Genomic DNA, 12,127 nt, shown 5'->3' with positions numbered 1-12,127 from the left:
GGTCACTGCACCACGCTGGCGTCGGCCCAGGTAAAGCCCAGCGCCGTGATGCCGGTGATGATGGTCTGGAAGTCGGCAAAGCCGGGCGTGCCGACTTCGGGTTCCAGCCAGAACGGGTGAAAGAAGAACGACGCAAAGCCGTCGCGCACCGCCAGCGCGTAGTTGGCGTTGGTCAGGATGTCCTGCGCCGTGTACGACAGGCAGGACGATGGGTCGATATTGCAGATGTTGTATTCCACATTGCCCAGGTTCTCCGGAATGATGCGCTGGTTGTAGTAGTCCTTCTGGATGATGTAGGGGAAGAACTGGCCCACCGAGAAGTCATGCCCGGGCGTGGTCGCGTTCAGCGTCTGCGGATTGTCCGAGGTGTAGTACACCACGCGCTGATAGGTGTTCTTGAAGTACTTGGGCACCGCCTGGATCGACAGCGGCGACGATTGGTAGTGCGGCGCCTCCCAGGCAAACGGGTTGTAGCCGTTGAGCTGGAACTCCAGCAGGCCGGCAGACAGCCGATTTGCGGCCCACTGCGTCGAATCCTCATTCACCGGCCGGTTCTGCGTGGCAAGCCAGAACTCGAAGTCGTTGGCGCTCACGGCGTTAATGAGGTTCGGAATGTTGCTGTACTGGTGCGTGTAGCCATGCATCAGGATCTTTCCGCCGCGTGCCTTGGCGTAGTTCAGCGCCTGTTTCAGCCCCGTTGCGTTGACCAGATGGATGGTCTGCGCCACGCCGCCGTTGTATACGCCGTTCGGGTCGGTATACAGCGGGATGGTCGCGATCGAGAACGGAATGCTCTTGCTCTGCATGTAGTCGGTCAGCGTCTTCATGGCGGCCACGGACGTCGTGGCATTCACGTCTTCCAGGCGCACAAGGGCGCGGTGCGACGTGGGCGCATTCGTGCCGAGGATGTCATGCAGCAAGTCGCAGATCACGAGGTAGCGATCGCGCGGGCCGATGAACGAGAACGGCATGTCGGCGAAGTACCAGAAGTTGCCCGAGCGCATGACGTACGGCGCGGTCTCATTCGTGGCCGTGTTGGTGATCGTCACCAGGCTGGAGGCCTTGGTGGCGTCGGCCACGGAGGTCACGCCGATGTCCGGGTCGGCCGTGACGGCGCCCGTCGTCGAGTTGAACGCGTAGTACTTCTGCATCGACAGGCTCTTGTAACTCACGTTATCGAAGAAGCCCGGGTTCGGAGCGCTGGCCGAAGGCGTGGCGTTCATGCCGCGCAGGTTCACGAAGTTGATGCCGTAGCGCGCGGTGAACGGATACGCCGGGTTCCAGGCCAGTTCCCACAGGTTGTATTTGAACCAGACGACGGTCTTCTGCGTGGTGGTCACGTCGGAGAGGAATGCTGCCGGTATGGGGTTGTTGTAGTAGCTCCCCATATAGAACGTGGCGGTGTACTGCTCGGTCATGCCTGCCGTGTAGTTCTGCACCGGCAGCATCGTGATGGTGGTGTTGAAGTGCGCGAGCAGGTTGTACAGCATGATCGCGTACGCCTTGCCAAGGTTGGTGTACGGATCATTGGCGGGCGCGTCGTACAGCACCAGCATCTTCGCCGGTGTGGTCTGTGCAGAGGCCGAACCTCCGACCGTCACGCAGACGGGGCCGAGCCCGATGGTGCAGCTGGCGCCCTGCGCTGGCCCCGTCAATGAAATGCCGAGCATGCCGCCGGCCAGCACCACTGCATAGAGAAACTTCCGAAAGACTGTCTTCATGATGCGCTCCGACTCATGGGCGATACACCGAGCCATCCGCTTGGCGGTAGAGCCCGAGGTTGAAGTTAGGGCCACGGTCGTGGCCGCGTTCGGTACCTGTCGTCTCGTTTTCCGGCATGCCGGGGCGGACTTCTGTCATGACCGCCGGGCGAGGCGGTGGAACAACCTGTCCGTTCTCGTCCATGACGCCGTAGCCATAGGCGCGCGGGCCGCCGGTCGCGGCCCTGTGTGTCGTCGCGGCCATCACGGCGGGCTGGGCGGGCTGCGCGGCCGTGGCCGTGCCTTTTGAAGGCGTGGGTGCGGGGGCTTTCCTGTCGTTGCTGTCGCCTCCGCCAACCGGGTCGTTCTGGGCAGCCTCAGGCGCGACAGCCAGCACACCGGCTTTCTCTGCGCCGGGTGGCGCGACGATCAGCCAGCCGGCCACCAATGCCGAGGCGAGCAACGCACCGCCCCCGATCTGTTTCGCATTCATCAAACCCTCCTAACCGTTCAGGCGGTGTTGCGTGGATGATCCTTGCGCGATCGCGCGCGCCACGTCCAGATCGATGATCTCGGCCTCGGCAACTGGCTTGCGAACGAGCTGGGGGCCGCGGGCAGCCTGTTGCGGCTGCCCGGCAAACGCGGCCTTCAGCGCATCGACGATGCGCAAGCAGGCCTGCCCGTCGCCGTAGGGGTTATGGGCCTGCGCCATGCGCTGGTATTCGGCGCTGTCATGCAGCAGGCGCTCGGTTTCATCGACGATGCGCTGCGTATCGGTACCCACAAGCCGCGCGGTGCCAGACGCAACGGCCTCGGGGCGCTCCGTCGTGTCGCGCGTGACGAGCACCGGCTTGCCGAGTGCCGGCGCTTCCTCCTGGATGCCGCCCGAATCAGTGATGATCAGGTGGGCGCGGTCCATCAGGTAGACGAAGGGCAGGTAGTCCTGCGGCGCGATCAAATAAACGTTGCCGTGGCCCGAAAGAATGGCGTTGACGGGCTCCTGGACGTTCGGGTTCAGATGCACCGGATACACGATCTGCACATCCGGATGCCTGGCAGCAAGCAGGCGCAGCGCCACGCAGAAATGCTCGAACGGCTCGCCGAAGTTCTCGCGCCGGTGGCCCGTCACCAGGATCATCCGCCGGCCCGCATCCAGGAACGGATAGCGCGCCAGCATCTCGGTCGAGAGCCCGGCGTCGGTGTCCAGCCGCCGCTTGACCGCCAGCAGCGCGTCGATGACGGTGTTGCCGGTAAGCGTCACCTGCGCAGGGTCGATGCCCTCGTCGAGCAGGTTCTGACGCGACTCGGCCGTCGGCGCGAAATGCCACGTGGTGACGGCGTCGGTCACGCGGCGATTCAGCTCTTCCGGCCACGGCGACCAGATGTTTCCTGTGCGCAACCCTGCCTCGACATGACCGACGGGAATGCGCCGGTAGAACGCTGCTAGGCTCGCCGCGAGCGTGGTCGTGGTATCGCCATGGACCAGCACGGCGTCGGGGGCGTACGCATCCAGCACGCGGTCGATGCCGCCCAGCACGTTGGACGTGATGTCGGACAACGTCTGCCCAGGCCGCATCAGGTTCAGGTCGAACTCGGGCACGATGCCGAACAATTCCAGCACCTGATCGAGCATCTGCCGATGCTGCGCGCTCACGCACACCGCCGAGTCGAAGCCTGCCTCGGCGCGCAATGCCTGCACCAGCGGCGCCATCTTGATCGCCTCGGGCCGTGTGCCGAACACGGTCAGGATTCTTTCCTTCATGACTGCCCCCCAATGATCTGCTCCATGCGCGACAACGCGCGACGACGACCGCGTCGCTTCCGATCTGGCGCAGACTCTGCCAATGGAGCGAAGGTCGTGCCATCCATGCTGTTTTGTCCCCACCGTGGCGGTACGGCGCCATCCTGCAGGCGCCATTGCCCGTCCCTCTTCGTGATCCACTTGCGGCAACTGTCAGAAACGTTTCATTCGCGACACCTCTGTGGGGTCTGCATGATGCGTGGCCCGCGGCCGTTCCTTGATGGAACGCACGTACGCAACGTTCACCAGCTCAGAACCACAAGACGGCGCGCGCCACCACCCCCTTTGCCCGGTCCGCATGGGTCAGCGGCAGGCGGTACTGCACGGTCAGATCCAGCCAGCTGGCCGGAGCGCTGTACGGCGTCTCGCGAAACCAGTACCGCAGATTGATGCCTGGGCCAACGCCCAGTGCGAGGCGCTGGCCCACTGCCTTGTTATCGTGGTCGCCCGCCAGCACGATGTGCGGATACACCGTCAGGCGATCGCTGATGGAAGCCATGCGCCAGGTGTGCCCGTAGCGCGCCTCGGTGCTCACGATCATGCGGCCCGCGTTGATGAAGTAGGCGCCCTCGCCATACACCTGCCACGTCTGCCAGCGCGGCTTCGTCACCTGCAGGTCGATGCCCTGGTCGGTCGAGAAGCCGATGCGCAGCAGGGTGTCGTTGCTGGTGAGCCGGCCGATGCGGAACAGGCGCTCTGCGGTGAAGACAAGGTTGATGTCCTTGATCGGCTTGTAGCGCGCGCCGACGGAACCCTGCACCGTCGGCAGGCCGGTGGTGCCGTTGCGGTCGTACACGCTGTCGTAACCGCGCGCGAAGACCTGGAAGATGCTGCCGTCGCGGTAGCCGATGCCAGGCGGTTGCCAGTACACCTCCGTGCCGGCCTGCGCGATGCTCACGGTGTTGGGCAAGCCGAACGCCGAGGTCTGGTACGCACCGGAGAGCACCATGCCGACCGTGCGCTGCATCTGTTCAACTTCGCGCCGGTACCCGAAACGCCGGTCCGCGCTCAGGCGGTCGTCACCGTTGCTGCCGCCCTCGTTCCTGGCATCGGCATCGGCGCGGTCCAGCGTTTGACGGAACAGCTCGATGGCGGTCGGGTTGTCGCCGAGGCGCTTGGCGGCGTACGCCGCATCCGCGTAATGGCTCCAGTTGCCCTGCCCGACCGAGAAGCCGCTCTGGAATGCGGCGAGCGCAGCGCGGTCGTCACGGGCGCGCATGTGTTCGTAGGCTTCGTTCAACGCACGCTGCCCCGCCGCGCGCGCATCGTCCGCGGCAGCGCTTTCCGGCTGGGCCTCGGGTGCCATCGCCTGGGCAAGCAGCGCCTTTGCGTACTGTTGCTGCGCCGGGTCGGTCGCGTGTTCGGAAGCCAGCGAGGCAGCCTGCGCCGCACCATCGCGGTCCCCGAGCTGCAGGCGCGATTGCGCGAGCCGCAGCTGCACGGCGGCATCCGGCTGATCCTGCAACGGGGCAAGCGCCTCGAGCGCTGCCCGCGGATGCCGGGCGGAGTACGCATTGTCCGACCAGGCCAGATGCAGGTTGCGCTGTTCCTGCGGCGTCCACTCAGCGCCCTGCACGGCGCGGGCAAAGTCCTGCTCGGCCACTGCCGGCGCACCGGCCTTCTGAGCAAGGAAGCCGTGCTGCGCATACACGCGCGGCTCGTTCGGATACTTCTGCAGCAGCCCATCGGCCAGCGCGCGCGCGGCATCGATGCGCCCCTCGCGCGTCAGCACGTCGAGCAGCAGCAGGTTGAGCTGCAGGCTGTCGGGCTGCACGGCGAGCGCGGCGCGTGTGGCGGCTTCGGCATCGTCGAGCCGGCTCGCGTCGATGGCGCGGTAGGCACGGTCGGCGCGGAAATAGGCGTCGGGCTGCAGCGGCTGCGCTGCGGGCTCGGCAACCGACACCCCGTGGCACAGCGCCCACACCGCCGCCGCGATGGGCCAGCGCGGCCTGCGCAATGCCGAAACGTTCTTTCGTCCAGTGTTCATGCCACACCTCCCGCGACGGATGGATTGGGACGCGCCTCGGGTCCCGGTGGCGGGTCCGGCGGCACGGGTATCGGGGGGATGTTGGGAGCCTCGGGCGCGGGTGCCGTGCCTGCGGACAGGTTCGGGCCGGCGCCCGTCATGGATTCGATGGCCAGTGTGGCCGAGTACGCCGCGGGGCCGAAGACGACCGTGGCGCGGCGGTTGAGGTCGGCCAAGAGCGCGAGTTCGGCCGACATTTCGTGGTCGCACGCCATGAAGCACGCCACCTTGCGGCCGGCCGCGCGGGCCAGCTCTTCGAGCGCTTCGCCGTTGGGCAACTCCGACACGGCAATGTTGAGCGAGCCGTCTTCGCCGATCGAGAACGGCACGACGTGATGCCGCACCGCCAGGTCGCGCGGCAGGCAATCTGCCAGCGCCCCGAGCACGACGTTGGTCAGGCTCACGCGCGGCAGGTCGGCCTGCTCGGCCAGTGCATCGGCCAACGTGTCGGGCGTGACCAGGCCTTGCCGCAGGAGCACCTGCCCAAGCCGCTGCCCCGTCTCCCGATGGATGGCCAGCGCCGCGTCAAGCTGCTCCTGCGTGATGACTTCCCATTTGACGAGCGTCTCGCCAAGCCTGCCGCGCGTGCGGCCCAGCGCGTCATTCGACAGGTAGATGTGTTGGGTCTTGTCCCACGCGATGGGCTTGCCGGTCAGGCAGTAGATCAGAAAGATCTTCCAGGCACGGCACACCGAGAAGAAGTTGATGAAGTTGTTCACCACCAGCCTCGGCAGGCACAGCACGCCTTGCAGCGGGCCATTGAGCCGGCCCACGAAGTACACGCGCTGCGCGAGCCGGTTGGCGAGCAGCACGGCGTTGATGGCGAGCAGCTGGTGCATCCATGGACTGTTCACCGCCAGGGTGCCGGCCGGTATCGCGGCCCAGCCCTTGGCGAGCAGCACGCCCAGCACCAGGTAGTTGAGCAAGAGCACATACGCGAGGATGGAGAACAGCGCCGTCACCACGCCCTTGCGGTCGCGGAAGAACATGTACTTGGTGACAAGGTTGCCGTCCCACCCCATCTGCAGCCAGCCCTGGAACGCGATGCCGAGCACCCAGCGCGCACGCTGCCGGTAGGCCGTGCGGAACGTGCTCGGGAAATACTCACGCGTGGCGAGCAGCTGCACGCGCCGCGGCTTGCGCCGCCCGAGATGCCAGCGTGCATGCGCCTTGCCCTGCGCGTCTTCCTGCGGGGGCGTGGTTTCGCAGATCGGGAAGTGCACAAACGCTTCGCGCATGCCGAGCTCGCGCAGCCGGAAGCTGAAGTCGTAGTCTTCGGTGAGCGTGCTGGTGTTGAACGGCGCATCGCCGCGCGCCTTCATCACCGCCTCGATGGCGCGCCGGCTGTAGCACAGCGCCACGCCGGCGCCCGGGACCGTGCCGGTCAGCGCCTGGCGGGCCACCAGGTCTTTCTGGTGCGTCTCGGAAAAGTCGTCCATGTAGGTGCCGGCCACCCACTCGTACCACTTGCGCTCCAGCGAGAGCACCGGCAACTGCACGAGGTCCTGATCGCGGATGAAGTAGTTGAAGTACTTCAGCTCCAGCGGGTGGATCACGTCTTCGCAGTCGTGCATGATCACGCCGGCAAAGCGGATGCCGTGCCCGGCCTCGTAGCGCAGGATCGTCTGGACAATGGTGTTCAGACAGTCGGCCTTGCACGTCGGGCCATCGTGCGTGACGGCCGCGCGCACCACACGGCCGGGATAGCGCCGAACCATGCGTTCGACCTCGGCGGTGGTCTCGGCATCGTTGCGATAGGCGCCGGCAAAGATGATGAAGCGCGTGTACTCCATCGTCGCCAGCGTGTTCTCCACCATCTTGGCGATGACGTCGTACTCCTTCCATGCCGGCACCATGATGGCGAGCCATTGCTCCTCGCGCTGGCGCAGTTCTTCAGCCGCGATCGTGACGGGCGTGCGGCCGCGCTGCGGCCAGAGCCACAGCTCGCGCAGCCAATAGAACGCGTCGAGAAAGAAATCGTCGGCCGTGCTGATCAGGATGACGAGCGTGGTCGCCATCGTCAGCGTGTTGAGCAACGCCAGATAGAGCTCCCATGGCACGTCGGTCATGGCCGCTCCTCCATGCCGGCACATTGCCCGTGCCCGGACACTCCCCCGCTTTGCGCCGCCATTGATTCCCCCAAGGTCTTATCGATGTGCGGGGCGACCGCTTACGCGGTGGCATGCCGTCGATCGGCTCGGATCGTGTGGCATGCGTCGCTCTCCTGCCCGCTTCCGCCGGGGGAACGCGAGGACCATACCAAGACCCGCGAGGGCGCGCGGTTATGCGGTGTCCTGCGCCGCACCCCCGCGCAGCCGCTGCCGAACGCGCCGGGTTGTTGCATGGATGAACGCACATCGCGGCGGGCGAGAGCGGGGCCGGTATCGCAGCGAAGCCCAGCCACAGTGGGCAAGTCGAAACCGTCGTCCAGGCAGCGGACAGCGCCGCCGTACGAACGACGGAGGCGAGGTCCGCTCCGGTGCAGGGTGTTCGGGTTAGGTGGGCCGGTGACCGCCGCGGCGGCGGCAGCACGCGCCGTGCTGCCCGAAAAGCAGCACCCCGGCCGATTGGGGGCGCCGTGCCTTGCCGGCAAACGGTTCACGCGCGACAGCGCGTTTCAAGCGCGAGCGGCGCGCACATGGCGTCGGGCCCGCGCGAGGCCCGCCACGCCGTCTGTCGACCGCATCGGCAACATCCGCCCGCGCAATCGGGCCAATTGGTTGCATGGCTGAAACATAAAGCCGCGCACCGGGCGCGGCTTGTCGAAATGCGGATCGGCGGGTGGGCGTCAGAACTGTTCCCAGTCGTCTGCGTCGCTTGAAGCGGCAGCCAGGGCAAGCTTGCCGGGCTTGGGCTCGGCTGCCGCGGCAGGCGTACTGGGCGCTGCTGCCGGCACTGGGGTCGGCATCGCACGCTTGGCCGGCGTAGCCGCACGCGGGCGGGTGACGCGCGGCGCCGTCGTGGCGGGCTTGCGCACCGCCGGCTTCGCAGCGGCTGCCGAGGCGGCTGGCGGTGCTGGCTGCACGGCTACCACGGCCTGCGGCGCGACATGCGTGCCGGCCGGCGGCAGGCGGAACGAAGCCACCGCCTCGCGCAGCACGCCGGCCTGTTCCTCCAGCGACTGTGCTGCCGCGGCAGCCTGCTCGACCAGCGCCGCATTCTGCTGCGTGACCTCGTCCATTTGCGTCACGGCCTGGTTGACCTGCTCGATGCCGGCGCTCTGCTCGTCCGACGCAGCGGAGATCTCGCCCATGATGTCGGTCACGCGCTTGACGGCCACCACCACCTCGTCGATGACGGCGCCGGCCTCGCTCACCAGCGTCGAGCCGTTCTCCACACGGCCCACCGAATCGCTGATCAGCGCCTTGATCTCCTTGGCCGCCGTGGCCGAGCGCTGCGCGAGACTGCGCACCTCGCCCGCCACCACCGCAAACCCGCGCCCCTGCTCGCCCGCACGCGCAGCCTCGACCGCAGCGTTCAACGCGAGGATGTTGGTCTGGAACGCAATCCCCTCGATCACGCCGATGATGTCGGCGATCTTCTTGCTGCTTTCATTGATGCCGGACATCGTTTCAATGACACGGCCGACGACCTCGCCGCCCTTGACGGCAATGTCCGACGCGTTGCCGGCAAGCTGGCTGGCCTGACGGGCGTTGTCGGCGTTCTGCTTGACGATGCTCGTGAGCTCTTCCATGCTCGATGCCGTCTCTTCCAGCGAGCTGGCCTGTTCCTCGGTGCGCTGCGACAGATCCATGTTGCCGGCGGCAATCTGCTTGGTGGCGCTGGCGATCGACTCGCTGCCGCGGCGCATCGTCTCGATCGTGCGGATCAGCCCGCGCTGCATGTCGATGAGGCCCTGGGTGAGCGCGCCCATCTCGTCCTGGCTGCGCACGGTGATGCGCTCGGTCAGGTTGCCACGCGCGATCTCGCCGAAGTGCCCCAGCATGTTCGACAGCGGCACCGAGATCGCACGATGCAGGCCGAACGCGCAACCGAGCGCCGCCGCGATGCCCAGCGCGATGGCGCCGACCACCAGCATCAGGAAGGCCCGCGAGCGCGCCACCGCGCCCTCGTAAGCGGCCTTGGCCTGCTCCACCTGGCTGCGGTCCAGCGCATCGGCGGCGGCGGACAGCGCCACCGACAGCGGCGGGATCGTGTTCATCACCACGTGGTCGGCGGCAGCGGCATCGCGTGCGCGCAATGCGTTCATCAGCGGCTCGATGCCATCGCGGAAGAGCGCGTTGCGCTTGGCCTCCACGTCGGCGGCCAGGCGCGCCTCCTCGGCGCCCATCGGCAGCGATTTGTATTGCTTCCAGGCATCGTCGGACTTGGCGCGGTAGCCGTTGGCCTTGTCGAGGATGGCCGGCACATCCGCGGCGTCCGGATGGAACACCGCGCGGTCAAGCGTCGTGCGCACAATGGCCGCATTCAACTGTGCCTTGCCGAGCAGCGACGTCGAGGCCAGCTGGTTGGTGTAGATGTCCTTGATGTTCGCCTCGGACGCACGCATCCCTACCACGCCGATGGCGCCAATGGCGGCCAGCAGCACGGCAAGCAGCGCCAGGGCCGCGTTGAGTCGGAAGCGGATGGAAAGTCGATTCAGCATGAGAGTCACAGCGGGTTGTCGCTCCCGCTATATCGGCCAGCCCGCGTGGTTTCTGAAGCGGGCTGACTCCCATGCCAGACGTGAACCGGACGAAAGTGCCTAGTACGGCACCGCCATGTTGTTTTCGATGCGGGCCCGGTCCCCGGCGCGCAGGCCGTTGGGATTGTTCTGCGTCAGCGTCACGCGCGAGTTGTCGTTCAGGCGCAAGGTCACGCGGTAGGTCTGGCCGACCACGGTATTGCCTTCCACCGCATTGCCCGCCATGGCCCCGGCCACTGCGCCGCCGATGGTCGCCACGGTATTGCCGCGGCCGCCGCCGACCTGGTGGCCAAGCAGTCCGCCCACCACACCGCCGAGCACGGCGCCCACGCCGCTCGGCTGGCCGCGCACCGGCACGGCCTCGACATACTCGACGACGCCGTAGCGGTTGTCGGCAGGCGCCTGGTAGGCTTGGTCGCCGCTATTCGGATACGTGCTCGGATACGGCGAGTAATTCGGCTGCGAATAGGCAGGCGCCGGCTGCGGCCCATACGGCTGCGGCGCGTTCGGGTCGTAGCTGCCGTAGCCGTTGCCGTACGTGTTGCCGTACCCGCTGGTATAGCTGCTGGCGTATGACGTGTTGCCGTACGCGTTGCTGCCCGCCGCATAGCCGGCGCCATAACCCGCGCCGTAGCTGCTGTACGGCGGTGCCGTGACGCACCCGGCCAGACCTGCTGCCATGGCAGTCAACGTGGCCAGCGCCACCCAGCGTGCTGCACGCCCTGCACGGTCGGACTTGTTCGTTGCTCGCATGATGAATCCCGTCTTGTGGACAAGGCGTCTTGGCCGGCCGGGGCCATACGCTCCGGCGTGGCGATGCGCCTGGTGCCGCAAAGTCTATGCCGTGGCCGGACCGGCCCGTGCAACCAAACCTGCTCATCGGTAACGCGGTGTAACCGCGTCGCGGACAGCGCTTCGGCATGCCGTCCGGCGGCGCGCTATCATCGCCGGGCGCCGCGCGCGGCACTGCCAGCCGACAAGACGCGGCCAGCCCTGTCCTCTTCACCATGAAAGCGACGCTGCTGATCCTCATTGCAATGACGCCCGAGAACGTGGCGCAGATCGCGCCACACTTCCACGTCATCCACGCACCGACCCGGGCCGAACGCGATGCGGCCATCGCCCGCGACGGGCACCACGTGCGCATCGTTCTCACCAACGGCTCGACGGGGCTGACGGCAGCGGAGATGGACGCCATGCCGCGGCTGGAACTCGCGTGCGCACTGGGCGCCGGTTACGAGAATATCGACGTGCAGGCGGCCCGCGAGCGCGGCGTGGTGGTGGCCAATGGCGCCGGCACCAATGACGCCTGCGTGGCCGACCATGCCATGGGCCTGCTGCTGGCCACGGTGCGCGGCATCCCCAAGCTGGATCGCACCACGCGCAACGGCGTCTGGCGCGACGACATTCCGCTGCAGCCCGGCGTGTGGGGCAAGCGCCTGGGCATCGTGGGCCTGGGCACCATCGGCCTGCAGATCGCGCGCCGCGCAGCCGGCTTCGACATGCAGATCGGCTATCACAACCGCAAGCCGCGCGAAGGGGTCGGCTACCGCTACTTCGATGCGCTCAAGGACATGGCCGAATGGGCGGATTTCCTGATCGTCGCCACACCGGGCGGTGCGCAGACGCGGCACCTCGTCAACCAGACGATCCTGGAAGCGCTGGGCCCGAATGGCTACGTGGTGAACATCGCGCGCGGCAGCGTGGTCGACACGGCCGCGCTGGAAGCCGCCATCCGCGCCGGCAGGCTGGGTGGCGCGGGCCTGGATGTCTATGAGAGCGAGCCAGCGCCGCCGGCCGGGCTGCTGGACCTCGAGCAGGTCGTGCTGACGCCGCACATTGCGGGCTGGTCGCCGGAATCGGTGCAGGCGACGGTCGACCGCTTCCTGGAGAACGCCCGCGGGCACCTGGCCGGCACGGGCGTGGTATCCCCGGTCTGAGCCGCAGCCCCGGCC

Annotated in this window: 8 protein-coding genes; 1 reads left to right on the top strand and 7 read right to left on the bottom strand. The window is 67.1% G+C overall.

The genetic code is table 11. The features are described from left to right. Nucleotides 1-2 precede the first annotated feature (2 nt). The 7 genes from KHN96_RS04395 to KHN96_RS04365 form a co-directional block, all read right to left on the bottom strand. A complete protein-coding gene (locus KHN96_RS04395) occupies nt 3-1,721 on the bottom strand; it encodes a DUF2334 domain-containing protein (protein WP_062738131.1) in 1,719 nt (572 codons plus the stop codon). 13 nt (nt 1,722-1,734) lie between these two features. Further along, nucleotides 1,735-2,193: a hypothetical protein gene (locus tag KHN96_RS04390; RefSeq protein WP_045218565.1), complete on the bottom strand. Its 459-nt coding sequence runs from the start codon at nt 2,191-2,193 to the stop codon at nt 1,735-1,737. Nucleotides 2,194-2,202: 9 nt separating this feature from the next. Next, on the bottom strand, nt 2,203-3,462 hold the full coding sequence (gene wecB, locus KHN96_RS04385; RefSeq protein WP_045218567.1) for a non-hydrolyzing UDP-N-acetylglucosamine 2-epimerase: 1,260 nt from the start codon (nt 3,460-3,462) through the stop codon (nt 2,203-2,205). A 289-nt stretch (nt 3,463-3,751) separates the two neighbouring features. After that, complete coding sequence (locus tag KHN96_RS04380; protein WP_062738130.1) at nt 3,752-5,488, bottom strand: bacteriophage N4 adsorption protein A; 1,737 nt, start codon at nt 5,486-5,488, stop codon at nt 3,752-3,754. After that, nucleotides 5,485-7,596, bottom strand: coding sequence for a glycosyl transferase family protein (locus KHN96_RS04375; protein WP_045218571.1), 2,112 nt, complete (start codon nt 7,594-7,596; stop codon nt 5,485-5,487). Before KHN96_RS04375 ends, KHN96_RS04380 begins: the two co-directional genes overlap by 4 nt. 719 nt (nt 7,597-8,315) lie before the next feature. Further along, a complete protein-coding gene (locus KHN96_RS04370; protein ID WP_062738129.1) occupies nt 8,316-10,133 on the bottom strand; it encodes a methyl-accepting chemotaxis protein in 1,818 nt (605 codons plus the stop codon). A gap of 99 nt (nt 10,134-10,232) precedes the next feature. Beyond that, the gene (locus KHN96_RS04365; RefSeq protein ID WP_062738128.1) at nt 10,233-10,925 is read right to left on the bottom strand and encodes a glycine zipper 2TM domain-containing protein; all 693 of its coding nucleotides are present in this window, start codon (nt 10,923-10,925) and stop codon (nt 10,233-10,235) included. Between the two features lie 254 nt (nt 10,926-11,179). Between KHN96_RS04365 and KHN96_RS04360 the strand changes: the two genes are divergently transcribed. Continuing rightward, nucleotides 11,180-12,112, top strand: a complete 933-nt coding sequence (locus KHN96_RS04360; RefSeq protein WP_062738127.1) for a 2-hydroxyacid dehydrogenase — start codon at nt 11,180-11,182, stop codon at nt 12,110-12,112. Nucleotides 12,113-12,127: the final 15 nt, after the last annotated feature.

The organism is Ralstonia mannitolilytica (assembly GCF_905397375.1).
GTDB classification, from domain to species: Bacteria; Pseudomonadota; Gammaproteobacteria; order Burkholderiales; family Burkholderiaceae; genus Ralstonia; species Ralstonia mannitolilytica.
The sequence above is the reverse complement of the archived record's forward strand: the minus strand, read 5'-3'. Positions and strand labels throughout refer to the sequence as shown.

Bases quoted from the DNA above. Each gene is read 5' to 3' on its own strand.
- KHN96_RS04390 (WP_045218565.1), bottom strand. From the start codon at position 2,193: ATGAATGCGAAACAGATCGGGGGCGGTGCGTTGCTCGCCTCGGCATTG.
- KHN96_RS04375 (WP_045218571.1), bottom strand. From the start codon at position 7,596: ATGACCGACGTGCCATGGGAGCTCTATCTGGCGTTGCTCAACACGCTG.
- KHN96_RS04395 (WP_062738131.1), bottom strand. From the start codon at position 1,721: ATGAAGACAGTCTTTCGGAAGTTTCTCTATGCAGTGGTGCTGGCCGGC.
- wecB (WP_045218567.1), bottom strand. From the start codon at position 3,462: ATGAAGGAAAGAATCCTGACCGTGTTCGGCACACGGCCCGAGGCGATC.
- KHN96_RS04360 (WP_062738127.1), top strand. From the start codon at position 11,180: ATGAAAGCGACGCTGCTGATCCTCATTGCAATGACGCCCGAGAACGTG.
- KHN96_RS04380 (WP_062738130.1), bottom strand. From the start codon at position 5,488: ATGAACACTGGACGAAAGAACGTTTCGGCATTGCGCAGGCCGCGCTGG.
- KHN96_RS04365 (WP_062738128.1), bottom strand. From the start codon at position 10,925: ATGCGAGCAACGAACAAGTCCGACCGTGCAGGGCGTGCAGCACGCTGG.
- KHN96_RS04370 (WP_062738129.1), bottom strand. From the start codon at position 10,133: ATGCTGAATCGACTTTCCATCCGCTTCCGACTCAACGCGGCCCTGGCG.